Annotated in this window: 24 protein-coding genes; 16 read left to right on the top strand and 8 right to left on the bottom strand. The window is 59.0% G+C overall.

The window, feature by feature from the left end; genetic code table 11:
- The first annotated feature begins 8 nt into the window (after positions 1-8).
- Positions 9-1337: an IS4 family transposase gene (locus AB5Y86_RS06960; RefSeq protein ID WP_368192462.1), complete on the top strand. Its 1329-nt coding sequence runs from the start codon at positions 9-11 to the stop codon at positions 1335-1337.
- A gap of 48 nt (positions 1338-1385) precedes the next feature.
- Here the strand turns inward: AB5Y86_RS06960 and ispB are convergent, their stop codons facing one another.
- Positions 1386-2357 carry an octaprenyl diphosphate synthase gene (gene ispB / locus AB5Y86_RS06955; protein WP_005339034.1) on the bottom strand — a complete coding sequence of 324 codons (972 nt, stop codon included), beginning with the start codon at positions 2355-2357 and terminating at the stop codon, positions 1386-1388.
- Between the two features lie 242 nt (positions 2358-2599).
- Between ispB and rplU the strand changes: the two genes are divergently transcribed.
- The 7 genes from rplU to AB5Y86_RS06920 all read left to right on the top strand — a co-directional run bounded on the left by rplU (position 2600) and on the right by AB5Y86_RS06920 (position 8541).
- Positions 2600-2911 carry a 50S ribosomal protein L21 gene (gene rplU / locus AB5Y86_RS06950; RefSeq protein ID WP_005304210.1) on the top strand — a complete coding sequence of 104 codons (312 nt, stop codon included), beginning with the start codon at positions 2600-2602 and terminating at the stop codon, positions 2909-2911.
- 17 nt (positions 2912-2928) lie between these two features.
- On the top strand, positions 2929-3186 hold the full coding sequence (gene rpmA / locus AB5Y86_RS06945; RefSeq protein WP_005339028.1) for a 50S ribosomal protein L27: 258 nt from the start codon (positions 2929-2931) through the stop codon (positions 3184-3186).
- Between the two features lie 200 nt (positions 3187-3386).
- A complete protein-coding gene (gene cgtA, locus AB5Y86_RS06940) occupies positions 3387-4589 on the top strand; it encodes an Obg family GTPase CgtA (protein ID WP_005339026.1) in 1203 nt (400 codons plus the stop codon).
- Positions 4590-4954: 365 nt separating this feature from the next.
- Complete coding sequence (locus AB5Y86_RS06935; protein WP_368192461.1) at positions 4955-6325, top strand: YjiH family protein; 1371 nt, start codon at positions 4955-4957, stop codon at positions 6323-6325.
- A gap of 152 nt (positions 6326-6477) precedes the next feature.
- Entirely contained in the window at positions 6478-7467 is a 990-nt protein-coding gene (locus AB5Y86_RS06930) for a luciferase-like monooxygenase (protein WP_368192460.1), read from the top strand.
- 3 nt (positions 7468-7470) lie between these two features.
- Positions 7471-7917 (top strand): VOC family protein, encoded by a 447-nt coding sequence (locus AB5Y86_RS06925; RefSeq protein WP_110303427.1) that lies wholly within the window; start codon positions 7471-7473, stop codon positions 7915-7917.
- A gap of 123 nt (positions 7918-8040) precedes the next feature.
- Entirely contained in the window at positions 8041-8541 is a 501-nt protein-coding gene (locus tag AB5Y86_RS06920; RefSeq protein ID WP_047436128.1) for a 2TM domain-containing protein, read from the top strand.
- A 119-nt stretch (positions 8542-8660) separates the two neighbouring features.
- Here the strand turns inward: AB5Y86_RS06920 and AB5Y86_RS06915 are convergent, their stop codons facing one another.
- The 6 genes from AB5Y86_RS06915 to lptD are packed head-to-tail and all read right to left on the bottom strand — an operon-like array spanning position 8661 to position 15422.
- Positions 8661-9482: a symmetrical bis(5'-nucleosyl)-tetraphosphatase gene (locus AB5Y86_RS06915; RefSeq protein WP_368192459.1), complete on the bottom strand. Its 822-nt coding sequence runs from the start codon at positions 9480-9482 to the stop codon at positions 8661-8663.
- 6 nt (positions 9483-9488) lie between these two features.
- Positions 9489-9851 (bottom strand): Co2+/Mg2+ efflux protein ApaG, encoded by a 363-nt coding sequence (gene apaG, locus AB5Y86_RS06910; protein WP_031227971.1) that lies wholly within the window; start codon positions 9849-9851, stop codon positions 9489-9491.
- A 4-nt stretch (positions 9852-9855) separates the two neighbouring features.
- On the bottom strand, positions 9856-10668 hold the full coding sequence (rsmA, locus tag AB5Y86_RS06905) for a 16S rRNA (adenine(1518)-N(6)/adenine(1519)-N(6))-dimethyltransferase RsmA (RefSeq protein WP_203120020.1): 813 nt from the start codon (positions 10666-10668) through the stop codon (positions 9856-9858).
- On the bottom strand, positions 10658-11653 hold the full coding sequence (gene pdxA, locus AB5Y86_RS06900; protein WP_368192458.1) for a 4-hydroxythreonine-4-phosphate dehydrogenase PdxA: 996 nt from the start codon (positions 11651-11653) through the stop codon (positions 10658-10660). The genes rsmA and pdxA overlap by 11 nt, the downstream gene beginning before the upstream one ends.
- A complete protein-coding gene (gene surA / locus AB5Y86_RS06895) occupies positions 11653-12951 on the bottom strand; it encodes a peptidylprolyl isomerase SurA (protein WP_042054946.1) in 1299 nt (432 codons plus the stop codon). Before surA ends, pdxA begins: the two co-directional genes overlap by 1 nt.
- A gap of 26 nt (positions 12952-12977) precedes the next feature.
- Positions 12978-15422, bottom strand: a complete 2445-nt coding sequence (gene lptD, locus AB5Y86_RS06890) for an LPS assembly protein LptD (protein WP_368192457.1) — start codon at positions 15420-15422, stop codon at positions 12978-12980.
- Positions 15423-15596: 174 nt separating this feature from the next.
- On the opposite strand from lptD, the gene AB5Y86_RS06885 reads away from it, so the two are divergent.
- The 3 genes from AB5Y86_RS06885 to djlA are packed head-to-tail and all read left to right on the top strand — an operon-like array spanning position 15597 to position 18125.
- The gene (locus AB5Y86_RS06885; protein WP_368192456.1) at positions 15597-16607 is read left to right on the top strand and encodes an aminoglycoside phosphotransferase family protein; all 1011 of its coding nucleotides are present in this window, start codon (positions 15597-15599) and stop codon (positions 16605-16607) included.
- Complete coding sequence (gene murU / locus AB5Y86_RS06880) at positions 16604-17272, top strand: N-acetylmuramate alpha-1-phosphate uridylyltransferase MurU (protein ID WP_368192455.1); 669 nt, start codon at positions 16604-16606, stop codon at positions 17270-17272. The genes AB5Y86_RS06885 and murU overlap by 4 nt, the downstream gene beginning before the upstream one ends.
- A gap of 19 nt (positions 17273-17291) precedes the next feature.
- Positions 17292-18125, top strand: coding sequence for a co-chaperone DjlA (gene djlA / locus AB5Y86_RS06875; protein WP_368192454.1), 834 nt, complete (start codon positions 17292-17294; stop codon positions 18123-18125).
- Positions 18126-18206: 81 nt separating this feature from the next.
- Here djlA and AB5Y86_RS06870 read toward each other — a convergent pair whose 3' ends face one another.
- Positions 18207-19658 carry an aminoacyl-histidine dipeptidase gene (locus AB5Y86_RS06870; protein ID WP_108613104.1) on the bottom strand — a complete coding sequence of 484 codons (1452 nt, stop codon included), beginning with the start codon at positions 19656-19658 and terminating at the stop codon, positions 18207-18209.
- A gap of 947 nt (positions 19659-20605) precedes the next feature.
- Here AB5Y86_RS06870 and gpt point away from each other — a divergent pair.
- The 5 genes from gpt to AB5Y86_RS06845 all read left to right on the top strand — a co-directional run bounded on the left by gpt (position 20606) and on the right by AB5Y86_RS06845 (position 25541).
- Positions 20606-21073 carry a xanthine phosphoribosyltransferase gene (gene gpt, locus AB5Y86_RS06865; protein ID WP_005339007.1) on the top strand — a complete coding sequence of 156 codons (468 nt, stop codon included), beginning with the start codon at positions 20606-20608 and terminating at the stop codon, positions 21071-21073.
- A 172-nt stretch (positions 21074-21245) separates the two neighbouring features.
- Positions 21246-22514, top strand: coding sequence for an esterase FrsA (gene frsA / locus AB5Y86_RS06860; RefSeq protein ID WP_005349360.1), 1269 nt, complete (start codon positions 21246-21248; stop codon positions 22512-22514).
- A gap of 62 nt (positions 22515-22576) precedes the next feature.
- Positions 22577-22969 (top strand): sigma factor-binding protein Crl, encoded by a 393-nt coding sequence (crl, locus tag AB5Y86_RS06855; protein ID WP_005339003.1) that lies wholly within the window; start codon positions 22577-22579, stop codon positions 22967-22969.
- A 179-nt stretch (positions 22970-23148) separates the two neighbouring features.
- Positions 23149-24252: a glutamate 5-kinase gene (proB, locus tag AB5Y86_RS06850; RefSeq protein ID WP_005358365.1), complete on the top strand. Its 1104-nt coding sequence runs from the start codon at positions 23149-23151 to the stop codon at positions 24250-24252.
- Entirely contained in the window at positions 24252-25541 is a 1290-nt protein-coding gene (locus tag AB5Y86_RS06845) for a glutamate-5-semialdehyde dehydrogenase (RefSeq protein WP_368192492.1), read from the top strand. Before proB ends, AB5Y86_RS06845 begins: the two co-directional genes overlap by 1 nt.
- Positions 25542-25574: the final 33 nt, after the last annotated feature.

Genomic DNA, 25574 nt, shown 5'->3' with positions numbered 1-25574 from the left:
GATTTTTTATGCGTATCGAACAGGCCCTCGACTTCCTCCACGCCAGCAATGCTGCTCAGTTTGAGTCACTCTCCGACCTCATTCCCAACGAGCTCATCACGATGCTGCTCGGCGAAGAGGGCGTTGCTACCCTGCGCCGTCGTCGCATGCCCATGGAGCGTCTGGTCTGGGCCATCATCGGCATGGCCATCTTCCGCCACGTCCCCATGACCCAGCTGGTTAATCAGCTCGATATCCTGTTGCCCGGCGACCGCCCCTTTGTTGCTCCCAGCGCCTTTCTGCAAGCTCGCCAAAAACTGGGGGACAAGAGCATCGAGCGGCTGTTTCACGAGACCGCCTCTCTCTGGCACCAGCAGGCCAATCATCCGGGTTGGGCCGGGCTGCAACTGCTCGCCGTTGATGGCGTGATGTGGCGCACACCCGATACCCCGGACAATACCGCCGAGTTTGCCAAACCCGGCACCCAGCATGGCGAGACCACCTATCCGCAGGTGCGCATGCTTTGCCAGATGGAGCTGACCAGTCACCTACTTGTGCAGGCCGTCATGGAGAGCTGCGCCGTCAACGAGATGGTGTTGGCCGAGCAACTCATCGCGCGTACACCGGACCACTCGCTCACCCTGTTCGACAAGGTGTTTTACTCTCTCGGTCTGCTCCACGCCTGGCAAACCACTGGCAGCGAGCGGCACTGGCTGCTGCCACTCAAAAAAGGCACGCAATACGAGGTGGTGCGCAAGCTGGGGCGTCAGGATGTGCTGGTCTTGCTGAAAACCAGCCCACAGGCGCGGAAGAAGTGGCCGCAACTGCCAGAGACGCTAGAAGCCCGCTTGCTGACTCGCATTATCAACGGCAAAGAGCGGCAGGTGCTGACCTCAATGGTCGACCCGATGCGTTTCCCGGGGGCCGATATCGTTGAGCTCTACAGCCACCGCTGGGAAATCGAGTTGGGCTATCGGGAGATGAAGCACAGCCTGCAACAACACCGGCTGACCCTGCGCAGCAAGAAGGCGGCGGGGATACGGCAAGAGCTGTGGGGCGTGCTGCTGGCGTATAACCTGCTGCGCAGCCAGATGGTGAAGATGGCGGCGAGCCTGAAGGGATACACGGCAAGCCAGCTGAGTTTTCACATGGCGTCGGTCTATCTCATCCATGAACTGAGCTGCATGCCGTACCTGTCACCGGGGAGCATCCCGAAGCGGGTGGCAGAGCTGGAGAAACAGGCGGGGCAGTTTGTATTACCGGAGCGAAGGGAGCGGAGTTACCCCCGCAGTGTGAAGGCAAGACCGCAAAAGTATGCGGTGCAAAAAGCCAATAAAAACAATGCCAGTCAGGCTTAACTGACTGGCATTAGGCCGAAGGCCTCTTTTTTCATGCATGTCGTTTACTCAGGCACTGCGCTGCACGGCCATGTGGGCCAGTGTTTCCAGCGCGTGCTTGTGCGGGGAGTCCGGCAGGATGGCGAGGGCGGCAATGGCCTTGTCGGCCTCTTCCCTGGCTCGCATGCGGGAGTACTCCAGCGCGCCGGTACGGTCGAGAATGCCGAGGATCTGCTCAAGATGCTCCATGCCGTTGCGGTGCTCGATGGCATCGCGCACCAGCTGGCGCTCTTCCGGCGTACCCACTTCCATGGCGCGCAGCAGCGGCAGGGTCGGTTTGCCTTCGGCCAGATCGTCGCCGACGTTCTTGCCCATCTCTTCGCTCTGGGAGCAGTAGTCCATCACGTCATCGATGATCTGGAACGCGGTGCCCAGATACTTGCCGTAATCGGTCATGGCCTGCTCGACGGGCTCGGGTTGATGAGTCAGCACGGCGGCGAGTCGGGTAGCGGCCTCGAACAGCTTGGCGGTCTTGCAGTAGATGACCGTCATGTAGCTCTCTTCGGTGGTATCCGGGTCGTTGCAGTTCATCAGCTGCAACACTTCCCCTTCGGCGATGGTGTTGGTGGCATCCGAGAGGATCTCCATCACCCGCAGGTTGGAGAGTTCGGCCATCATCTGGAAGGAGCGGCTATAGAGGTAGTCACCGACCAGCACGCTGGCGGCATTGCCAAACATGGCGTTGGCGGTCTCCCTGCCACGGCGCAGGTCGGATTCGTCGACCACGTCGTCATGCAGCAGGGTAGAGGTGTGAATGAATTCGATGATGGCGGCCAGTTTCAGGTGATCCTCACCCTCATAGCCAAGCGCACGCGCAGCCATCACGGTCAGCATGGGGCGCATCCGTTTCCCGCCGGCGCTGACAATGTAGAAACCCAGCTGATTAATCAGACTAACGTCGGACTGGAGTCGGGCCAGGATCAGTTCATTGACCGCCGTCATGTCGGCGGCACAGAGCGCACGGATAGTCTGTTGGTCCATAAGTCTCGTAACGTGACAGCAGCAATAACTGCGATTTTAGTAATGGCAGGGATTCTACACGATTTCACAATGGGTTACAGTTAGGCGTTTATCCACGGCGGCAGATATGCGCACAAAATAAACTTTTTGCTAAATTGGCCTTGCCTGAGCAGATCGATTTGCGTAGAATGCCCGCCCATTGTTATAGGTTTTTGCGCATGTCTAGCCTTGAGCAAAAGACATGCCTTTACGGAGTTAATCAAATGTACGCGGTATTCCAAAGCGGCGGAAAACAACACCGTGTGGCCGAAGGTCAAATCGTTCGTCTGGAAAAGCTGAACGTTGAGACTGGCGCTACCATCGACTTCAACGAAGTTCTGATGGTTGCTGCAGGCGACACTTTTAAAGTAGGTGCTCCTTTCGTTGAAGGTGGCAAGGTTGTAGCTGAAGTTGTGGCTCACGGCCGTGGCGAGAAAGTGACTATCGTCAAGTTCCGTCGTCGTAAGCACCATCGTAAGCAAGCGGGCCACCGTCAGTGGTTCACTGAAGTCAAAATCACTGGCATCAGCGCTTAATTAGAGGAGTCCGATAAATGGCACACAAAAAAGCTGGCGGTTCATCCCGCAACGGTCGCGATTCTGAAGCTAAACGCCTGGGCGTGAAGCGTTTCGGCGGCGAAACAGTTCTGGCTGGCAGCATCATCGTTCGTCAACGTGGTACCAAGTTCCACGCTGGCACCAACGTTGGTCTGGGCAAGGATCACACCCTGTTCGCTACCGCGACTGGTAAAATCCTGTTCGAAGTTAAAGGTCCGCTGAATCGTAAGTACGTTAGCATCGTTGCTGAGTAATTACGGACCGCAAGGATCCGAAGCCCCGCCAACAGGCGGGGCTTTTGTTTTTATGACGTCTTTCTGATGTCGTTGACGAAAAAACGGAACGCAGCTGACTTTGGCTCTGACGGGCATGATTGGCAAGATGCGTATCGCCCGCAGGGGTCTGTACCACTATAATTGCGTATCGGTTTTTCGAATTAAGGTGACGGTTACCTATGAAGTTTGTTGATGAAGTCCAGATTCGAGTCGATGCCGGTGACGGTGGTAACGGTTGTGTAAGCTTTCGCCGTGAAAAATATATTCCCAACGGTGGTCCGGACGGCGGTGACGGCGGTGACGGTGGCGACGTATATCTGATCGCCGACGAAAACCTCAATACCCTGATCGACTACCGTTTCGAGCGTTTCCATGCTGCCGAGCGCGGTGAGAATGGCCAGAGCGCCAACTGTACCGGTCGCCGCGGCAAGGACAAGATCCTGCGCGTGCCGGTCGGTACCCGTGCGACCGATGAAGATACCGGTGAACTGCTGGGGGATCTGACCCACCACGAGCAGAAGCTGCTGGTTGCCAAAGGTGGTTTCCACGGTCTGGGCAACACCCGTTTCAAGAGCTCCGTCAACCGTGCTCCCCGCCAGAAGAGTAATGGTACTCCGGGTGAAGTGCGTACCCTGAAGCTGGAGCTGCTGCTGCTGGCCGATGTCGGCATGCTGGGTCTGCCCAACGCAGGCAAGTCTACCTTTATTCGCGCCGTTTCTGCGGCTCGCCCGAAAGTGGCTGATTACCCCTTCACTACCCTGGTACCGAACCTGGGTGTGGTGCGTGGTGAGAACTCCCGCTCCTTCGTGATCGCCGATATCCCGGGCCTGATCGAAGGCGCTGCCGAAGGTGCAGGTCTGGGTATCCGCTTCCTGAAACACCTCGAGCGTTGCCGCGTGCTAATCCACCTGGTGGATATCTGCCCGGTTGATGGCTCCGATCCTGCTGAAAATGCCGTGACCATCGTCAAGGAGCTGGAGAAGTACAGCCCGGAACTGGCTGGCAAGCCGCGCTGGTTGGTGTTTAACAAGATGGACCTGATCCTGGAAGAAGAAGCCCAGGAGGTGATGGATCGCGTCAAGGCGGCCCTGAACCACGAAGGGCCGGTCTATGCCATCACTGCCATCAGCAAGGAAGGTACCAAGAAGGTCTGCTACGACATTCTGGATCTGTTGGATACCATGCCCCGTCAGCTGGCGGAAGATGCCAAAGACGCCATCGAGAAGGTGGAGTTCAAGTGGGACGACTACCACAAGAACCAGTTGGCCAAGGCTGAAGCGGAAGCACTGGCTGCCTCTCTTGCCTTCGATGAAGGGCTTGATGATGACGATTGGGATGACGACGAAGATGATGGCGTTGAAGTCATCTACGTTCGTGACTGATCCCCGTCACTTTCATTGAAAACCGGAGCCTGAACAGGCTCCGGTTTTTTATGTCTATCGAGCAGCAACTTATTAGATATATTTGTGATGTCACTTATTGCCTGCCACTGATAACCGATTATACTGCCCACCAAAATTAACAATAACGAAACAATCATCTGGCGATGTCGATTGAATCGATATGCGCATCTGTATCTTATTGTTTTAATGGAAGGTTTGCCTGTAGAAATATTTATGCGCAGATTTCTGCCTTAAGGGCTTGTTTGTGCATTTTTTTAGAGTATTCTTGCGCCCGTTTTGCCGGTTAATGCATGAATACGCAGGTTGGCCGGGCTAGGGAAAAGTAACATTAGGGCAGTCATATCATGTTGGAAAAGAGTCTCGAAGCACCTGCGGTCAATACTCGCCGTAACTTGTTGATGTTTCTGGTTCCGTCACTTATCGGGATCCTGTTGTTCATGACGCCGGTCGTCTATGACGGTAACGTCACCATCCCGGTGGCCGTGCTGGCCAAGTTGGTGCAGCGTGTTTTTGCCGATTATCTGGTCGCCATGGTCAGTGCGGTGATCACCACCACCATGCTGATGACGGTGATTGCCTGGTTGTTCAAGCCGGCGATTCTGGTGCGTCGTCCTTTCCTCAACAGCTTGTTCAATGTCTCCCCTTTCTGGGCCTGCGTGCGGGTATTGGGCGGTATCTTCGTGCTGCTGACCTTCTTCCAGCTGGGGCCAGAGGTGCTTTACTCCGGCGCAACCGGTGGACTGGTGCTCAACGATCTGCTGCCGGTTCTGTTTTCGGTCTTCATTTTTGCCGGCCTGTTGCTGCCGTTGCTGCTCGATTTCGGGCTGCTGGAATTTGTCGGCACCATGATGACCCGCATCATGCGTCCGGTGTTCCGGTTGCCGGGTCGCTCCGCAGTGGACTGCTTTGCCTCCTGGCTCGGCGATGGCAGCGTCGGTATCCTGCTGACCAGCAAGCAGTACGAAGGGAAGTTCTATACCCAGCGTGAAGCCGCGGTGATTGGCACCACCTTCTCTGCCGTCTCCATCACCTTCTGTCTGGTGGTGATCTCCCAGGTGAAGCTGGAGCACATGTTCGTCCCCTTCTACCTGACCGTCTGTCTGGCGGGGGTGGTTGCCGCCATCGTGGTGCCGCGTCTGCCACCGCTCTGCTGGAAGAAGGACATCTATGCCGATGGCACTCCCCTGTGCCGCAAGCAGGAAGCAGTGCCGCACCAGCACAGCGTAATGAGCTATGGTTTCGAGCGTGCCCTGACCAAGGCTGACAGCATGACTGATCTCGGCGCCGTCGCGCGGGAAGGGGTGAAGAATGCACTGGATATGGTGTTTGGCGTGCTGCCGGTGGTGATGGCGATCGGTACCTGTGCCCTGATGCTGGCCGAACATACCCCTATCTTCAACTGGCTTGGCGCCCCGTTTGTCCCCTTGCTGGAGCTGCTGCAACTGCCGGAGGCGGAAGCGGCGTCCAAGACCATCATGGTCGGTTTTGCCGACATGTTTATTCCGGCGGTACTGGCCTCGACCATCGAGAGCGACATGACCCGCTTCGTGATTGCCGCCATGTCGGTAACCCAGCTGATCTATATGTCGGAAGTGGGCGCCCTGCTGCTGGGCAGCAAGATCCCGGTCAAGCTGTGGGAACTGTTCGTTATCTTCCTGCTGCGCACTTTGGTTACCTTGCCGGTTATTGCCGGGGTGGCACACCTGCTGTTCTGATCAGGTCGTAGTGCTGAAAAAGGCCATCCCGCTTGCGGGGTGGCCTTTTTGCATCTGGCGCGTGCGCTCCTGCAGGGCAGATGTGTTCCGTTCGAACATCTCATGCTAGAGTGCCCCTCTGTTAGCAAATTGTGATGCAACGGAGTGTATTTATGTCTGCCATTCCCTATTCCCTTCTCGATCTGGTGCCGGTTGCCGAGGGTTCCCATCCTGCCGAATCGTTCCACCATTCGCGCGATCTGGCACAACATGCCGAGCGTTGGGGTTACCATCGCTACTGGCTGGCCGAACACCACAACATGCCGGGTATTGCCAGTGCAGCGACATCGGTGCTGATCGGCCATCTTGCCGGGGCAACCAGCACCCTGCGGATCGGGGCGGGTGGCATCATGCTGCCGAACCACTCGCCGCTGGTCATTGCCGAGCAGTTTGGCACCCTGGCCTCGCTCTACCCCGACCGCATCGATTTGGGCCTTGGCCGGGCGCCCGGGACCGATCAGCGCACCATGCGGGCCCTCAGACGCCAACGCAGCGGTGAGGTGGATGACTTCCCGACCGATGTCCGCGAGCTGATGAGTTACTTTGGCGACGAGATTGGCGCGGTGCAGGCAGTACCCGGGCAGGGGCTGCATCTGCCCATCTGGCTGCTGGGCTCCAGCCTCTACAGTGCCCAACTGGCTGCGGCGATGGGCTTGCCGTTTGGTTTTGCCTCCCATTTTGCGCCAGCCATGTTGCTGCAAGCACTTGAGATCTATCGCAGCCAGTATCGCCCTTCTGCTCGCTGGCCCAAGCCCCATGCGGTGGTCTGTATCAACATGATCGCTGCCGACAGCGAACGGGAGGCGCGCTTCCAGTTCACTACATTGCAGCAGCAGTTCCTGCGCCTCCATCGCGGTGATGCGGGCAAGCTGCCAGCACCGGTTGCCGAGTTGGGCGAGCAATGGTCGCCACGCGAGTTGATGGCGATGGAGCAGACCCTTGCCCGCTCTCTGGTGGGCGATCCGGAGCAGATCCGCCATGGCCTCAAGGCGCTGCTGGCGGAAACCCGGGCCGATGAGCTGATGTTCAATGGGCCCATCGTCGATCATCAGGCCCGATTGCGCTCCTTTGAAATTGCCGCCGAGCTGATGCAGAGCCTGTAAGCCATGACGAACCCTACTGTCGCGGTGGATGGGCCGTATTGGAATCCCATGGTACCGGAGCTGTCGGTTACCGATCTGGCTCGATCTCTGGTTTTCTATACCGGTTTGTTGGGCTTCTCGGTCCGCTATCGGCGCGATGACCCTCCTTTTGCTTATCTTGAGCAGCAACAGATACAGCTGATGCTGGAGCAGGTACATCCGGCGGGTTGGCAGGTCGGGGCGTTGGAGCCACCGTTCGGTCGGGGGATCAATCTGCAGATGGAGCTGACCGAGATCCAGCCGCTACTCGACCGATTGCAGGCCGCCGAGATTGCACTTTTCCGGCAGCCCACTGAGGTCTGGTATCCAGTGGGCGAGATGCTGGCCGGGCAGCGCGAATTTTTGCTGCAGGATCCCGATGGTTATCTGTTACGGTTTGTGCAATATCTGGGGGAACGAGCGGCTGACTGACAAGATTGAAATCTTAACCATCTGATTTTAAAGGACTGTCAGATGTCTGTCGGCTATCTGTCGTGTCACCTTTCGCGGCGCAAGCCCTATGCTGGCCCTGTCAATTACCACAAGGAGTTCGAGATGATCGTCAGGAAGTTGAGATTGCAACGGGGTTGGTCTCAGGATCAGTTGGCAACGTTGACTGGTTTGAGTGTCCGCACTATCCAGCGGATCGAGCAGGGGCAGCAACCCGGACTGGAATCTCTCAAGGCCCTGGCCGCCGTCTTTGAACTCGATGTGGCTCAACTGGATGGATCAGAGCAACAGGAGCGCGAGATGAGAGGAAGTGACACTATGGGTCAGGATGCGGTGCAGGTATCTGCAGAGGAGCGGGCGGCAATGCGCTATGTGGAGGAGCTCAAGGGCTTCTATCACCATGCCGCCAGCTACGTGGTGGTGATCTGCGGGCTGTTTGTCATCAACTACCTGAGCAATCCGGAGTACATCTGGGCCTGGTGGCCAACCCTGGGTTGGGGGCTGGGGCTTGCCTCCCATGCTGTTCGGGTGTTTCAGCCCTTCAAGCTGTTTGGCCCCGAGTGGGAGCGGCGCCAGATCGAGAAGCGGCTGGGGCGCAAGTTGTAACTTCATTCGCTGGAAAACAGGGAACCTAAAACAGCAAGCCCGGCAGATTGCCGGGCTTTGTTATTGGAACGGGTTGTAGCAATCCGTGCGGCAGCGACCGCCAGATTGCTGCGTCCCCCCTAGCTTGCGTGAACCGGGCAGGGGGTGGCGATCAGGGCATCATCCTCGTAGCGCCACAGGGTGAGGCTGTTGCCCCAGACGCAGCCGGTATCGAGTGCCTTGATGTCGCTCTTGCCGGTGTTGCCCATCAGCGCCGCCCAGTGGCCGAACACCAAAATGGGGTCATCCACGTGATGCTCGCGCTGCTCGAACCAGGGACGCAGCCCCGGGGTTGACTCCTTGGGGCCCTTCTTGCATTTGAAGTCGAGTCGGCCATCGAAGTAGCAGAAGCGCATCCGGGTGAAGGTGTTGATGATGTAGCGGTAGCGGTCGAGCCCGACCAAGTCATCTTTCCAGCCATCGGGCTGGTCGCCGTACATGTTGTGCAGCAGCCAGCTGTACTGGTCACCGCGCAACAGGCTCTCTACCTCGCGGGCACAGTTGCGGGCGGTGCGGGCATCCCACGCCGGGGAGATACCGGCATGCACCATCATGATGGGCAGATCCGGATGTTCGGCCAGTAGCGGGCGGTGGCGCAGCCACTCCAGCAGTTCATCCCGATCAGGGGCATCCATCAGGCTTTGCAGCTTGTCTTTCTTCTTGAGCGGCGCAACGCCATTGGCCACCGCCAGCAGGTGCAGGTCGTGGTTACCGAGCACGGTAACGGCACGGTTGCCCAGATCCTTGACGAATCGCAATGTGTTGAGCGAGTCCGGGCCGCGGGCGACCAGATCGCCGCAGAGCCAGAGCACGTCTTGGTCGGGATCGAACGCGGCAAGATCCAGCAGACGGCGCAAGTCGTCGTAACAGCCCTGGATGTCACCGACAAAACAGTTCGCCATGAAACCTCAGTTGATAATATTGGGGATGGCCAGCGTGAAGGGGGCGATGGGCGCCTCAAACTGCTGACCAGAGCCATCTTGCAGGGTATAGCTCCCTTCCATCACCCCGAGCGGGGTCGCCAGCGGCACGCCGCTCTGGTAGCGGTAGGTCTCACCTTCGGCAATGACGGGTTGCTCCCCGACCACGCCCGGGCCTGCCACTTCCAGCATCTTGCCATTGGCATCGGTGATGAGCCAGCGCCGATGTAGCAGTTGCACCGGGCCGGGCCCCAGATTCTCAATCTCGATCAGATAGTGAAACTGGTAAGGGTCTTTGGAGCCCGCCACATACACGGGGTATGGGCGGATCTCGATGTGCGGGAGTGCCACAGGATCAGGCCTGTTGCTGATCCGCCAGCCAGTTGGCGATCATGACAAACTGCTCGAGGGAGAGATTCTCCGGGCGCAGGTTGCCATCGATACCAAGCTCGGTCAGCTGGGTGTCGGTGATGAAGTTGGAGAAGCTGTTGCGGATGGTCTTGCGACGCTGGCCAAAGCCTTCGGTACAGACGCGATTCAGACAACGAATGTCTTTTGCGACTATGGTCGGATTCTTGTGCGGGATCAGGCGAACTACGGCAGAGTCCACTTTCGGAGCCGGTTTGAAGGCGCCCGGGCCCACTTCCAGCACCGGCACCACCTGGCAGTAGTACTGGGTCATCACGCTCAGACGGCCATAAGCCTTGCTGCCCGGGCCGGCGGCCAGACGCAACACCACTTCCTTTTGCAGCATGAAGTGCATGTCTTCAACCCGGTCGGCAAACTCGCACAGGTGGAATATGAGCGGGGTGGAGATGTTGTAGGGCAGGTTGCCGAAGATCCGCAGCGGCCCCTTGCCTTCACCCATCAGGGTGCCGAAGTCGAAACGCATGGCGTCCGCTTCGATGACGGTCAGCTTGTCTTTGAGAGTCGGGTGCTCGCGCAGGCGAGCTGCCAGGTCCCGGTCAAGCTCGACCACGGTCATTTTGTCCATCTGGGCGGCGACCGGCTCGGTCAGCGCGGCCAGACCCGGACCGATCTCCACCAGATTCTGACCCGGCTGCGGGTTGATGGCGGCGACGATCTGATCGATCACATACCGGTCGTGCAAGAAGTTCTGACCGAAACGCTTACGGGCCGTGTGGCCCATGTGCACCTTACTGCTCATATCTTTTTTTCTCTACCATCTTGATGGCGTGGTTAATCGCGGTGACAAGGCTGCCCGGATCGGCCAGGCCCTTGCCTGCCAGATCCTGTGCGGTGCCGTGATCCACCGAAGTGCGGATGAAGGGAAGCCCCAGGGTGATATTGACCGAACTGCCGAAGCCCTTGTATTTGAGCACAGGCAGCCCCTGGTCGTGGTACATGGCGAGTACCGCATCCGCATCCTTGAGGTATTTCTCCTGGAACAGGGTGTCGGCCGGCAAGGGGCCGACCAGATCGATCCCTTCCTGGCGCAGGGTGGCCAGGGCGGGTTCGATCACGTCAATCTCTTCACGTCCGAGATGGCCACCTTCCCCTGCGTGGGGGTTGAGGCCGCAGACGTAAATACGGGGTTTGGCGATGCCAAACTTGGTGGCGAGATCCTCGTTGAGGATCCGGATCACCTTGCCGAGGCGATCCTCGGTGATGGCCATCGCCACATAGGCCAGCGGAATATGGGTGGTCGCCAGTGCGACCCGCAGCCCCTCGGTTGCCAGCATCATCACCACATCGGCGGTGTTGGATTGCTGGGCAAAGAACTCGGTGTGGCCACTGAACGAGACCCCGGCCTGGTTGATGATCCCCTTGTGCACCGGCCCGGTCACCACGGCGGCAAATTCGTCGCTCATGTTGCCATCGCAGGCACGCTGCAGGGTCGCCAGCACATAGACGCCATTGCCTTCGTTCAACTCGCCCGGCACCACGGGGGCGCCGAGGGAGACCGGACAGACGGTCAGGGTGCCCGCCCGCTGCGGGTGGGCAGGGGCGGCGGCATCGTAGGGCTCAAGCTCGATGGGCAGCCCCAGCAGGGCTGCCCGTTCGCACAGCAGCGCCGGATCGGCGATCACCACCAACTGGTGGGGCCAATCCTGTTGGGCAATCTGCAGCACCAGATCCGGGCCGATCCCGGCCGGTTCGCCCGGGGTAACGGCAAGGCGACGGCAGCTCATCAGCTACCGGCTCCTTCGATCTGGATGTAGGCCTCGTCACGCAGCTCATCCAGCCACGCCTGGGACTCTTCCACGAAGCGGCGATTGTAGATCAGCTGGTAGGCGCGCTGCTCCTGAGCCTTGTCGGTCGCATCCTGGCTGCGGCGATCTTCCACCTGCACGATGTGCCAGCCGTGGCTGGTGCGGAACGGGGCACTGATCTGGCCCGGTTGCAGACGGTTGACCATGTCGCGGAACTCGGGGACATAGACGTTGGGATCAGACCAGCCCAGTTCGCCACCCTGCACCGCAGAGCCCGGATCTTCGGAGTACTTCTCCGCCATGCTGGCGAAGCTTGCCTTGCCGCTCTTGATGTCGTGCAGAATGCCATCCAGCATCCCCTTGGCTTTCTCCTCGCTCAGGATAATGGACGGCTTGATCAGGATGTGACGTGCCTTCACCTCGGTCTGCATCACTTGCTGCTGGCCCTTGGTGTCGAACACCTTGACGATGTGCAGGCCGGCGCCGGAGCGCAGCGGGCCGACGATGTCGCCCTTCTGGGCACCCTGTACCGCTTCGGCCATCAGGGTCGGCATCTCTTGCGGGCTCATCCAGCCCCAATCACCCCCTTCCAGCGCCTTGGGACCATTACTCTCGGCAATGGCCAGTTTGCGGAAGTCGGCACCTTGCTTGAGGGCGGCCAGAATGCGCTCGATCTTGCTCTTGGCGGCATCCAGCTGGGCGGCTGTGGGGTTGTCCGGCAGGGCAATCTGGATATGGCCGACGTGGTATTCGTTCTGCTGTTGACCCTGTTTCTTCAGGATCTCCACCACCTGCTTCACCTCCTGCTCGGAGATGTTGATACGGCGGCGCACCTGGTTGCGGCGCACCTCGTTCATCAGGATCTCGCGGCGCACCTCTTCCCGATACTGGGCATAGGTCATCCCTTCACGGGCGAGCTGGGCGCGCAGCTGATCCAGGGTCATCTTGTTGTCGGCGGCGATGCCCTGAATAGCCTGTTCCAGCTGGGTGTCGCTGATCTTCAGCCCCTGGCGCTCCGCCAGTTGCAGCTGCAGGCTCTCCTGGATCAGCCGATCCAGCGCCTGTTTGCGCAGGGTGGCATCGTCAGGCAGGGACTGGCCGCTCTCCTGGGCGGAGAGTTTTACCTTGTTGACCAGTGCGTCCTGTTGGCTGGACAGCACCACGTCCTTGTTGACCACGGCCAGCACCTTGTCCATCAGCTCGGGCGCAGCCAGTGCGGCCTGGCTCATGGCACCGAACATTCCCGCGGTCAGCAGGGCAATCAGGGTCTTTTTCATATCCATCTCTCAAGGCTGGGCCAGCATCATTGCTGGCCTTTCAGATTAAACGGGCGAACATAGGGCAACAGCTCGGTATCCAGGGTGACGCTGCGGCCACCGGTACCCACGCTGCCAAGTCCCTTCATTTCAAACTGCAGACCAATGACTTTTTCCGAAGTGGGCTTCAGGGTGACGTTGTCCGGCTGATTGTGCCACTCCAGGCTCATGTTGATGCTCCAGCAGCAGGAGTCGTATTTGACACCGATCTTGCGGTCAATGTTCACATCCTGCTTGATGTCACGGTAGTAACCGCCATACATCTGCCACTGATCGGCGATCGGCGCCATCATCACCAGACCCGCCTGGCTCAGATCTTCTGCCAGTGCCGTGTTGGTCGGATAGCGATAGTCCAGGTTGCCATCCTTGATGTAGCGATAGTTGACCTGAGTGGTCAGCTTGCCGGTCCGGTACTCGACTGCACCGTTGCCAGCCGTAAATTCACCCTCGGAGGTATCGTACTGGGTCCCCGCGTGGGCAAACCACTCATCGGTGATCCGGGCATCCCCCTCGAACGAGAGCAGGGAGCGGGCGTTGGTGCTTTCCGGATTTGAAGGGTAGAGGCGCACCTTGGGTGGTGTCATTTCGAAGGCCTGGGCCACCGCCAGACGCAACCGTTCATCACCCACATTGTCATAGACCCGGCTGGTCAGGCCAACGGTGACCCGATTGGCATCGCTGATACGGTCGAGACCGGCAAAGCGGCGGTCACTGAACAGGCTGTAGTAGTCCTGACGGGTGGTGGTGGAGTCGTAGATCCCGATCTCGTCCTGATTTTTGTAAGGGATATAGAGGTACTGGAACTCGGGTTCCAGGGTCTGGGTACCCTTGCCATCATACCAGTCGAGTGGCCGATCGAAGTTGACGCCCCCCTTGAGGCGGAAGGACGGCAGAGTACGGGTAATGGTGCCCTCTTTCAGGGTCAGCTGTTTGCTGTCTGCATCGGTGAAGCGGCTGCGGTCCTGGCTAACCAGATTATCGGGTACCTCCTGGTTGTAGGAGGTAAACATCAGCTTGTACTGACTGGTCAGGTAGTAACCCGGTACATCCACCAGGGGCACGGTCAGGGTTGGCGCCAGATGCAGGCGGGTGGCGGTATAGCGCTCACCTGCTTGCAGAGTGGCGGCACTGCTACTGTCATAGCCAAACTTGGTCAGTTCACTGTTCCAGGCCAGATCGAACCACTTGCCTTGCTGATAGTAGTTGTAGTCGATACGCGGCAGCATCTCGTGGGGCAGCAGCGCATATGGGCTCAGGATCTGGTAGCGGCGCACCTCGGAGGTGAGGTTCCAGTTAGGCTGGTAATAGCCGGCGGTAAAGGATTGCTGCAACTGGCTGTCGACCTGAGTTCCCACTTGCGGGCTGAAGTCGTTGAAATAGTTGTAGTCCTTGTCGCGCACCTGGGTGTAGTCGATGCCAAAACGCAGGCTGCCATCCATCAGGGCGGAGCCGTGACGGACGTTCATCAGGTAGCGATGGCCATCGGACAGGCCAGCCAGACTCGGATTGCTCGGGCTGTACTGCTTGTCATCCGCCAGATTTTCAAAATAGAGGGTGCCGGTGTGGGCGGGGTCCGGCATGTAGCGGAACTCCACCTGCTCCATCAGGCCACGTTTGTCCATAAAACGGGAGGTGATGGTGGCATCGTAGTTGGGAGCAATGTTCCAGTAGAAGGGCTGGGTGATATCCATGCCGTTGCTGGAGCTCTGCTTGTAACCCGGGTAGAGCAGACCGGTCTTCCGCTCATCCTTGATGGGGAAGTTGATATAGGGGAAGTAGAACACCGGGTAGTCATAGAGCCAGAGGCTGGCGTTCCAGGCTTCGCCGAACACCTCTTTCTGGTCGATGTCGATACTGCCCGCCTTGAGGGTCCACACTTCCTGACCGGGGGGGCAGGTGGTGTACTGAGCCCCCTCCATGGTGATGTTCTGGTTGTTGTTGGTCATCACCACGCGCTTGGCAAAGCCGCGCACCGGTGAGCCATGCACCTGATACTTGCCCTCTTCCAGTTCGGAGTTCTTGGTATCCAGATTGGATTTGAGGGTCTTGTCGCTGGTGACGGTCACCTGACCGTCGTTGTAATAGATGTTGCCGATGGCGATGACATCCCGGCTCTTCTGGTCGAGCTGGGCATAGTCGGAGTCAAACTTGCGAACACCCTGACGAACCTTGACGTCACCTTCATAGACGGCGGTGCCGCCCTGTTTGGCTTCGAGACGGTCGGCATCAACCTCGACCGGCTGTGCGTTGGCATCCTTATCCGATGCAGGCTTCTCTATCTTGGGAACATAGTCATAGCAGAGACTATCGAGAATGCCGGTGGCTGGCGGCGCTTCGAACGGGGCCGCCTGCACCATCATAGGGGTGAGTGCGGGGGCCAGGCTGATAGTCAGGGCGATGGGATAGCGGTACCCCAGTGTCCATTTTGTCATGTGAAAGACTCGTGCAATCCGTGATAGATACGGTTGATCCAAGGCATGCATTTTACGACAGGTTTCATCGAGTTGACATTGCATGTCATTGCTTTATGTTAGCCGGCAATGATAAAGCATTATTGCGGCCAGGGCTAACAGCCAAGTGCTGCTTTCCACCTTGGTCCTCTACTTATGCACGATCGCGATTCCCTGCTATTGCAGTGGGCACGCCGTATTTCCGGTGATGCCACTCTCACGCTTACCCTCATTTCCGGTGATGCCAGCTTCCGCCGCTACTCTCGTGGTGGTGGTCTGGTGTGGGTGGATGCCAATCCGAAAACCGAAAAAAATCATGAGTTTGTTCGTAACGCAGCGGCCTTGCAGGCGCGTCAGCTGTTGGCGCCAGAGGTCAAGGCTGTGGACTATGAACAGGGTCTGCTGGCGGTCAGTGACCTGGGCGATACCCAGCTGATCAGCTGCCTGAACGAACACAATGTGCAGGCCTGGTATGACAAGGCGATTGATTTGCTGCCCCGCCTGGGGGCGGTTGAACTGGCGCTTGAACCCTTCGATGCGGCTTTTATGGCGCGGGAGAACAGCATTTTCCCCGAGTGGCTGCTGGGCCAGCATCTGCAGCTGACCCTGAGCCATGAAGAGCAGCAGTTGTTCGATGAGACCTTTGCCTGCCTCACCGCCTGCAATCTGGCCCAGCCGCAGGGGGTGATGCATAGAGATTTTCACAGTCGCAACCTGATGGTGTGTGGCGGTGGTACCCCCGAGAGCAGCCGGCTGGCCATCATCGATTTTCAGGATATGGTCATCGGGCCGCTTACCTATGACCTGGTCTCCTTGCTTAAAGATTGCTACATACGCTGGCCTGACGAGGTGATCGATGAAGGGATGCGCCACGGCTTTGCCACCCTGCAACAGGCGGGTCTGCTTGGCGAGCTCGATTATGCCAGTTTCCGTCGTGATGCCGACCTGACCGGCATGCAGCGACACCTCAAAGCGGCCGGAATCTTCACCCGGCTCTATCATCGCGACGGCAAGTCCGGCTATCTCAAGGATATTCCCCGTACCCTCGGCTACGTGGTGGATGTCTGTCGCACTCATGGTAGTGCCTATCCGGTATTGGCCCGTTTTGGTCAGTGGTTGGAGCAGGTGGTGTTGCCGGGGATCGCCAATGCTGGAGTTAAATCATGAAGGCGATGATCCTGGCCGCTGGCCGTGGCGAGCGGATGCGCCCGCTGACTGACCTGCTGCCCAAGCCGCTGCTGGCGGTGGGGGGCAAGCCGCTCATCGTTCATCACATCGAAAAACTCAAAGCCGCCGGGGTGACCGAGTTGGTCATCAATCACGCCTGGCTCGGTCACAAGCTGGTTGAGAGCCTTGGTGATGGCAGTGCGCTTGGCGTGACCATCCACTGGTCAGCCGAGGAGAGCGCACTGGAGACCGCGGGCGGCATTGTGCAGGCGCTGCCGCTGCTGGGCTCTGACCCCTTTTTGGTGATCAACGGCGATACCTGGCTCGATCTCGATTATCACACTCTGGTCAGCCAGCCCCTTGGCGATGATTTGGCCCACCTTTGGCTGGTGCCCAATCCGCCCCAGCACCCGAGCGGGGACTTTGCCCTGCAAGAAGGGCGAGTCGTGGATACGCCAGCGTTTACCTTCAGCGGGGTTGGACTATATGATCCGGCGGCCTTTGCCGGTCTCGCGGGCGGCGCCCGCAAGCTGGCGCCCCTGCTGCGTGACTGGATGGCGCAAGGGCGGGTAGGCGGCAGCCTGCTCGCTGGCGAGTGGCGCGATATCGGCACGGTCGATCGACTGCGCGAGCTGGATGACCAGCTCCAGACCCGCACTCATTAACTTCAAGAGGTCTTGAACCATGCGTATTTGGGGTAAGGTGCTGGGCGCCTTCTTCGGTTTTCTGCTCGGCAATATCATCGGTGCACTGATTGGCCTCTGGATCGGCCACCGTTTCGACCGTGGCATGGGGCTGCAGGGGGCGTTTCGTCGCGGCCCGAGTCAAGAGCTGCAAGCCGTCTTCTTCCATGCCACCTTCTCGGTGATGGGTCACATCGCCAAGTCAAGCGGTCAGGTGACCGAGCAGGAGATCCGGGTTGCCTCCAACCTGATGGATCGGATGCGGCTGGCGGGCGAACAGCGTGCCCGGGCGCAGGAGTCGTTTCGTCTCGGTAAAGAGGCCGACTTCCCGCTGCGCGAGACCCTGGCCGAGTTCCGCCGTGCCAGTCTGGGGCAGCGCGATATTCTGCGCTTCTTCCTCGAGGTACAACTGCAGGCGGCCTTTGCCGACGGGCGGGTGGAGGAGGGCGAGCGCGCCATTCTGCACACCATTGCCGACGAGCTGGGCTTCAGCCGCATCGAGTTGGCCCGCATTCTGGCGATGGCCGAAGCGCAGATGAACTTCTTCAATCAGGCTCATGGCCAGTATCAGGGGGGCCATTCCGGTGGCCAGCAGTATCGGCAGGCGGCACCCTCTGCGGAGCGCCTCAAGAATGCCTACCAGCTGCTGGGGGTGAGCGAGAGCGACAGCGATCAGGATATCAAGCGCGCCTACCGCAAGGAGATGAGCAAACATCACCCGGACAAGCTGGCCGCCAAGGGGTTGCCGCCGGAGATGATGGAGATGGCCAAGGAGAAGACCCAGGAGATCCAGCAAGCCTGGGAGTGGATCCGCGAGGCCCGCGGCATCCGTTAAGCGCCAAAATCTGGCTGTAACAGACAATAAAAAGCCCCGCAGCAGTGCGGGGCTTTGTTTTGCCGTGTGGCGCAGGCCGGGTTATTTGGCCGGAATCGCTTCCAGCACGTGCACCAGCAGTTGCCAGAAACGTTCGACCGCCGGGATATGTACCTTCTCGTCAGGGGAGTGGGCACCGCGGATGGTCGGGCCGAAGGAGACCATGTCCCACTCCGGATAGGCGCTCTTGAACAGACCGCACTCGAGACCAGCGTGGATCACCATGACGTTGGGCATGGTACCAAACAGGGTCTGGTAGCTGTTGCGTACCAGCGCCATGACGGGGGAGTCCACGTTCGGCGCCCAACCCGGATAGGCACCGGTGAATTCGCAGCTGGCGCCTGCCAGGGTGAACAGGGAGCGGGTCATCTGCTCGATGCTCTCGCGGCCGGAGTCAATCAGGGAGCGGATCAGGCACTGGACGTACACTTCGCCATCCTGAGTCTTGATGACCCCCAGGTTGGTAGAGGTTTCGGTCACGCCGGGCATAGCATCGCTCATGCGCATCACGCCGTTCGGGCAGGCCATCAGGGCATCCAGCAGGCGCTGCTGCAGGGAGACGCTCATCAGCTTGGCCGGTTTGGCGGCGCTGTTGACCAGCACGGTCAGGTTTGGCTCGGTGGCGGCCAGTTCGGTCTGGTAGATCCCGGTGTAGCGGTCAACCAGCGCCTTGAACTCGTTTACGCTGGCAGCAGGCACCAGCAGGGTGGCACGGGCTTCGCGCGGGATGGCGTTGCGCAGAGTGCCGCCGTGGATCTCGGCCAGACGCACACCCAGCGGCTCGGCTGCTTTGAGCAGACGCACCAGCAGCTTGTTGGCGTTGCCACGACCGCGATGGATATCGCAACCTGAGTGGCCGCCACGCAGCCCTTTGACCGCCAGCTCGAACGCTTCGCCTTCGCTGGCGTCAACCAGCTCGAGCGGGAAGCGGATATTGGCATCCACACCGCCAGCGCAGCCCATATAGACTTCGCCATCCTCTTCGGAGTCGGTGTTGAGCAGAATTTCGCCCTCCAGCCAGCCCGCTTCCAGACCGAAGGCGCCGGTCATGCCGGTCTCTTCGTCTGTGGTCAGCAGCACTTCCAGCGGACCGTGCTTGATGGTCTTGTCAGCCAGCACAGCCAGACAACCGGCCATGCCGATGCCGTTGTCGGCACCCAGGGTGGTGCCACGAGCAGTGACCCACTCGCCATCGACATAGGCATCGATGGGATCGGTCGCGAAGTCGTGTTTGGTGTCTGCGTTAGCCTGCGGCACCATGTCGATGTGGGCCTGCAGTACCACGGCTTTACGGTTTTCCATCCCCGGGGTGGCCGGTTTCTTGATGATGATGTTGCCGACCTTGTCCTGCTTGACCGCCAGACCTTCCCCTTGAGCCCATTGGATGATCCAGGCGCTCAGTTTGGCTTCATGTTTGGAAGGGTGGGGGATGGAGCAGATCTGTTCGAAGAAATGCCAAATCAGTTTGGGAGAGAGAGAGCTAAGCTGTGCCACGTCGGGACTCCTTACCAGCACGGAATTAACAGGGCCCCATCAGCGGGCCGGGGAAGAGGATAACGATAATACAGTCAATCACACAAAAATGTGAGCAATCAGCGCAAATCGCAGGCAGCTTGTGCTGGCTGATGGCAACCAGGCAGTACGATCGTCAGGTTCGGACGACGCTGACCGATAGAAAAGAAAATATGTGACCGATCTCACAAAAATATTGAATTTAATGCACCGACTGGTAAATTAGCTCCCGTGGTTCGCCACCCGTCAGGATGACGATGAAAGCCTCCAGGGAACCGAAGCAAAGCAAGTGCGCCTCCATGGAACCGAGTGTTCGTTCAAGGATTTGAGCCCGCATTAAAGGTACGTAACTTGTTAAGCAATCAGGAGTTTCAATATGCCAGGCAGCAACTCAACCTATTGGTTTGCCCCTTCTTTGTATACCCAGGGTTTCAGCTACCCTAACCCCTTCGTCACTCGTCGCTAAGGCGAGCTGCCCAACCAGGCAGAGGCGAGAAAGCAGCAGGTGCGTGAGGTAAATCCTCCCCCTGCTATTTTTTTATCTGCGATTTGCCGCACAGCCCATTTGGACTCGGCAGCAGGGACGGCAGGTTAGTCGTTTGGCGCTCGAGATGTGCCGAATGGAGAGGGGGATGCCGATTTTTCCTGTTTTTGGCATACGTTTGCCAGGCATTTTCTCTGCAAACGGTGCTATCATATCGGCCCAACAGCCTGTCCGCGGTTTGGACACTTCATCTAACCGATCGCCGGATAAGCCCATCTTGCTTCCATTGTTATCAGATTTGCTGCCGAGGCTTAGCCCTGAGGCAGCTGAAGTGCAATCTGAATTCAGTCGGGCAAGGGCCGCCATTTACAGGCATCCGCAGGGATAATTGCGGATGTTGTTATTTTAAGTAATTGTTTTTAAATAACTATTCGAGATCGATAACATGCCGAAAAAGTTCTATGTGTCGTGGGACAACCTGCAACGTGAAGCTCGCCGTCTGGCCCGTCGTCAGCTGCCTGTCAGCCAGTGGAAAGGTATCATCGCGGTCAGCCGTGGTGGTCTGGTGCCCGCAGCCCTGATGGCCCGTGAACTTGGCATTCGTAATGTGGAAACCCTCTGCATCTCCAGCTATGACCATGACAGCCAGCGCGAGCTGGTGGTCGTGAAGGCTGCCACCACCGCTGGTGACGGCGAAGGCTGGCTGGTGGTGGAAGATCTGGTGGACACCGGCACTACCGCCAAGGCGATCCGCGAGCTCTACCCGAAAGCCAAGTTCATCGCGATTTTCGCCAAGCCGATGGGCGAAGCGCTGCTGGACGATTTCGAAGTGGCGATCCCGCAGGATACCTGGATTGAACAGCCGTGGGATATGGCACTGGAGTTCGCCACACCGATCTGCGACGAAAAGTAACGGGATTGGGATGTGACGCTCGCTGCGTCCATTGGTCGCAACCGGCAATAATGGTTTCACAGGGCTCCAATTTGGAGCCCTGTTTTTTTGTGTATCAATCTGTTGCAGGGTGGCTGATGGGCAGTAAAAGTGGTTAAGATGAGCTATTGCCTGATATGAATGGGACACTATCTTGGACTTGAACGAAGACCTAAACCTGACCGAACAGCTCTTTACCCGCGTCAAGAAGGTATTGGAAACATCCGAGATCTCCAACTCCAGTGCGGCTGATCTGGCGCAAGCCGAGTCAGACGAGATGTTTATCGACGGCTCCATGTCAAAGAGCTGGTATCGCTTGCTGCGTCGCCCCTCCTGGACCTGGCAGGGTGCTGATCCCATCGAAGTGGAGCAGACCCTGGCCCGTATCGCCATGGCGACCGGCGAGCGCACCCATGACTGCTATCTCGATACCATCAAGGGCTATGTGCCCGGCAACTGGATCTACGAATGGAGCCAGGTGGCTGGCAACTATTTCAAGCAGGGCCGCGAACTGCGCGAGAAGGGTGATCCTTCTGGCGCCTTGAAACAGCTGCTCAAGGCGGTGCGCTACTACTCCATCGCCAGCTATCCCCATCTCAAGGATGACGAGCTGGCGGATCAGGCCCAGCTGCTCGGCAACATGGCCTATCGCGAGGCGGGTCGCCTGTTCAAGGTGCCGCTCAAAGAGATCCAGGTGCCTTTTCGCGGCAAGCATATTCAGGGTTATCTCCACCTGCCGACGACCGAAAAACCGGTGCCGTTGGTGATCATCAGCGGCGGGATCGACTCCCTGCAGCTCGATTTCCTCAACTTCTATCTCAAACGGCTCGAGCCCAACGGTATCGGCATGCTCTCCCTCGATATGCCCGGGGTTGGCTATGCCGAGCATTGGCCGCTGGTGCAGGATACCAGCCGCCTTCATCAGGCGGTGCTCCATTACCTCTCCGAAGTGGCCTGGGTCGATCATCAGCGTATCGCCATGGTGGGGATGCGGCTGGCGGGCAATATCGCAGCCAGACTGGCCTTTATTGAACCGTTCAAGCTGCGGACCGTGGTCTGTGTCGGCGCCGGGGTCAATCAGGTGTTTACCAATCAGGAGCTGTTTGCCAAGTGCCCGCGCATGATGCGGGACAGTCTGGCCAACCGGTTGGGGGCGGATGCGGCGCAGTGGGATGGCATGCGTACCAAGTGCCAGGTATTTTCACTTAAAACACAAGGATTACTGGGGACTCGCACCTCTGTGCCGATATTGAGTATTGGACACAAGCGAGATTTTATTTGTCCCGAGCAGGATGTACGGGCATTGGCGGCGGCCAGTCGTAACGGCAAGGCCATCGTATTCGACAAACAGCCTTTGCTGGAGGTGTATGACAAGGCACTGGACGAAATCGTCGAGTGGCTGAAACAGCATTTGTGTACCTGACATTGCGCTAAAGAACTGACGCCATCCCGAGGTGGCGCGGCTTGTTTAACAGGGAGGTTAACATGTCTGAAAGAGTGACCTACAAGCGACTGCTGAGGCAGTTTGCTGCCATTGGCCCCTATTTGCGCGAAGATCTCTGCGAAGAGGGGCGTTATCGTTTCGACTGTTTGTCGGTCTGTGTCAGCGCCAAGCCGGCGCCGGACAAACGGGAGTTCTGGGGCTGGTGGCTGGTGCTGGAGCAGGACGATCACCACTTCCGTTACCACTATCAGCTCGGTTTCTACAATGCTGATGGTGAGTGGCTGGACAAGCCGATCCCCAAGAAGCACCAGGTAGAAGTGGAGCGGACCCTCAACCGTTTCTACAAGCTCATCAGCGACAAACTGACGGCACTGGAGTGCCAGTTAGCGCCAGCGGATCAGGTTACCAATGAGTTGACCGTGACCGCTGCTTGATCCCTGATGCCCGGTGAGCAGCATCCCGCTGTTTGCCGGGCCATCAGTCAGCCATCTCCCCTTCCGACCGCAATCATCCGGGCCTTGCCCCATCTCCTCACCCCGGCGTTAATTGCCTTGCAGGGCACCATGGCCGTGGGTATAAAGATATTCCTTACTTTTTTAGCCTTTATGCTCCCATGGAAAACAGAACCATAGTCGTCAAGTTGGGCACCAGCGTGCTCACAGGGGGGTCTTCCCAGCTCAACCGTGCCCATATGGTCGAGCTGGTCAGACAGTGTGCGGCCTTGCACCGTCACGGCCACAGGGTCGTGGTCGTCACATCAGGGGCTATCGCCGCCGGGCGTGAACACCTCGGTCACCCGCCACTGGCGCCAACCCTGCCCAACAAGCAGATGCTGGCGGCGGTTGGTCAGACCCAGCTTATTCGGGTATGGCAGGATCTGTTCAACCTCTATGGTCTGCATATCGGCCAGATGCTGCTGACCCGCGCCGATCTGGAAGATCGGGAGCGCTACCTCAACGCCCGCGACACCATGCGAACCCTGCTCGATCACCGCATTATTCCGGTCATCAACGAAAACGATGCGGTGGCGACCGCCGAGATCAAGGTCGGCGACAACGACAACCTCTCCGCACGGGCCGCCATTCTGGCGGATGCGGATCTGCTGATCCTGCTGACAGACCAGAAGGGGCTGTTTACCGCCGATCCGCGTACCAATCCCGATGCCCAGCTCATTGAAGAGGTGCAGACCATCGACGATACCCTGCGCTCGTTGGCGGGTGACAGTGTCAGCGGCCTCGGCACCGGCGGTATGGCCACCAAGCTGCAGGCCGCCGATGTGGCCCGTCGAGCCGGTGTCAACGTGGTGATCGCTACCGGCCAGATGCCGGAGGTGATCGGCCGTCTTGCCAAGGGTGAGCGGATTGGCACCCTGTTCCCGGCGCTGGCATCCCCGCTGGAGGGGCGCAAGAGCTGGATCCTGGCAGGCCCGCCGCCTCACGGCGAAGTGCATGTGGATCAGGGGGCCGTCGCCGCCATGAAGGAGAAAGGCTCCAGCCTGCTGCCCAAGGGGATTGTCGCCGTCAAGGGCGACTTTATTCGAGGCGATGTGGTGCGGATCCTCGATCCCAAAGGTGCCGAGCTGGCGCGCGGTATCTGCCGTTACGACCATCTGGAGCTGGAGAAGCTGCGTGGCGTCCACTCGGATCAGATTGAGCAGGTACTGGGCTATGGATATGGTTCAGTAGCCATCCATCGAGACGATATGGTGCTGCTCTAATCAGGGTTGCACGGCATGAACAAAAGGGAACCGAGATGAGTCTGGAGAAAATGGGGCAGGCGGCCCGTGAAGCCGCCTATCAGCTGGCTACCATCAGCACGGCGCAGAAGAATCGGGCGCTGGCCGCCATCGCCGACGAGCTGGAGGCGCGCAGTGAACAGATCCTTGCCGCCAACGCGAAAGATATCGCCGCCGGCCGTGAGGCTGGCCTGTCAGAGGCGATGCTGGATCGCCTGCTGCTCAATCCGGCCCGGCTGGCCGGTATCGTGGCGGATGTGCGCAAGGTAATCACGCTGGATGATCCGGTCGGCGCCGAAATGGATAGCCGAGTGCTGGAGAATGGCCTGCGCCTCTCCCGTCGTCGGGTGCCCATCGGGGTTATCGGCGTCATCTACGAGGCGCGTCCCAACGTCACCATCGACATCGCCAGCCTCTGCCTCAAGACCGGCAACGCCAGCATACTGCGTGGCGGGCGCGAGACCTTCCACTCCAATCTGGAGCTGGTGCGGGTGATCCAGCATGCCTTGGCGGCCTCCGGTCTGCCCGAGGCGGCGGTGCAGTACATCGACAACCCGGATCGGGCGCTGGTCGGCGAGTTGCTGCGCCTCGACCGCTATGTGGACATGATCATCCCCCGCGGCGGTGCCGGCCTGCACAAGATGTGCAAGGAGAACAGCTCCATCCCGGTCATCATCGGTGGGTTCGGTATCAGCCATATCTTCGTCGACGAGAGTGCCGATCTGGGGCGCTCTCTGGCGGTTATCGACAACGCCAAGGTGCAACGCCCCTCCGCCTGCAATGCCCTCGATACCCTGCTGGTGCACGAGAAGGTGGCAGCCACCTTCCTGCCGCAGCTGGTGACGCTGATGAACGAGCGCAAGGTAACGCTGGTGGCTGCGCCCAACGCCATGATGCTGCTGGCGGGTGCCGACAACCTGTGCGAGGCGGGGCCGGAGGATTTCGATACCGAGTGGCTCGGGCTGACCCTGGGGGTCAAGTTGGTGGCGGATGTGAACGAAGCACTGGCCCATATGCGCGAGCACAACGCCGGTCACTCCGATGCCATCCTGACCAACGATCTGGCCAACGCCGAGCGTTTCGTCAATGGGGCCGGTTCGGCGGCTGTCTATGTCAACGCCTCCACCCGTTTCACTGATGGTGGCCAGTTTGGTTTGGGGGCCGAGGTGGCGGTATCGACCCAGATGCTGCATGCCCGTGGCCCCATGGGGTTGACCGAGCTCACCAGCTACAAGTGGGTAGGGCAGGCCGATTACCTCAGCCGTGCCTGATAACCGGTTGTGTCAGATACAAAAATGCCGACC

Source organism: Aeromonas sp. s8 (assembly GCF_040907785.1).
GTDB classification, from domain to species: domain Bacteria; phylum Pseudomonadota; class Gammaproteobacteria; order Enterobacterales; family Aeromonadaceae; genus Aeromonas; species Aeromonas veronii.
This window is presented reverse-complemented; position numbering and strand designations above follow the sequence as displayed.

Coding starts and splice junctions, on each gene's coding strand:
- AB5Y86_RS06960 (WP_368192462.1), top strand. CDS start 9: ATGCGTATCGAACAGGCCCTCGACTTCCTCCACGCCAGCAATGCTGCT.
- ispB (WP_005339034.1), bottom strand. CDS start 2,357: ATGGACCAACAGACTATCCGTGCGCTCTGTGCCGCCGACATGACGGCG.
- rplU (WP_005304210.1), top strand. CDS start 2,600: ATGTACGCGGTATTCCAAAGCGGCGGAAAACAACACCGTGTGGCCGAA.
- rpmA (WP_005339028.1), top strand. CDS start 2,929: ATGGCACACAAAAAAGCTGGCGGTTCATCCCGCAACGGTCGCGATTCT.
- cgtA (WP_005339026.1), top strand. CDS start 3,387: ATGAAGTTTGTTGATGAAGTCCAGATTCGAGTCGATGCCGGTGACGGT.
- AB5Y86_RS06935 (WP_368192461.1), top strand. CDS start 4,955: ATGTTGGAAAAGAGTCTCGAAGCACCTGCGGTCAATACTCGCCGTAAC.
- AB5Y86_RS06930 (WP_368192460.1), top strand. CDS start 6,478: ATGTCTGCCATTCCCTATTCCCTTCTCGATCTGGTGCCGGTTGCCGAG.
- AB5Y86_RS06925 (WP_110303427.1), top strand. CDS start 7,471: ATGACGAACCCTACTGTCGCGGTGGATGGGCCGTATTGGAATCCCATG.
- AB5Y86_RS06920 (WP_047436128.1), top strand. CDS start 8,041: ATGATCGTCAGGAAGTTGAGATTGCAACGGGGTTGGTCTCAGGATCAG.
- AB5Y86_RS06915 (WP_368192459.1), bottom strand. CDS start 9,482: ATGGCGAACTGTTTTGTCGGTGACATCCAGGGCTGTTACGACGACTTG.
- rsmA (WP_203120020.1), bottom strand. CDS start 10,668: ATGAGCAGTAAGGTGCACATGGGCCACACGGCCCGTAAGCGTTTCGGT.
- pdxA (WP_368192458.1), bottom strand. CDS start 11,653: ATGAGCTGCCGTCGCCTTGCCGTTACCCCGGGCGAACCGGCCGGGATC.
- surA (WP_042054946.1), bottom strand. CDS start 12,951: ATGAAAAAGACCCTGATTGCCCTGCTGACCGCGGGAATGTTCGGTGCC.
- lptD (WP_368192457.1), bottom strand. CDS start 15,422: ATGACAAAATGGACACTGGGGTACCGCTATCCCATCGCCCTGACTATC.
- AB5Y86_RS06885 (WP_368192456.1), top strand. CDS start 15,597: ATGCACGATCGCGATTCCCTGCTATTGCAGTGGGCACGCCGTATTTCC.
- murU (WP_368192455.1), top strand. CDS start 16,604: ATGAAGGCGATGATCCTGGCCGCTGGCCGTGGCGAGCGGATGCGCCCG.
- djlA (WP_368192454.1), top strand. CDS start 17,292: ATGCGTATTTGGGGTAAGGTGCTGGGCGCCTTCTTCGGTTTTCTGCTC.
- gpt (WP_005339007.1), top strand. CDS start 20,606: ATGCCGAAAAAGTTCTATGTGTCGTGGGACAACCTGCAACGTGAAGCT.
- crl (WP_005339003.1), top strand. CDS start 22,577: ATGTCTGAAAGAGTGACCTACAAGCGACTGCTGAGGCAGTTTGCTGCC.
- proB (WP_005358365.1), top strand. CDS start 23,149: ATGGAAAACAGAACCATAGTCGTCAAGTTGGGCACCAGCGTGCTCACA.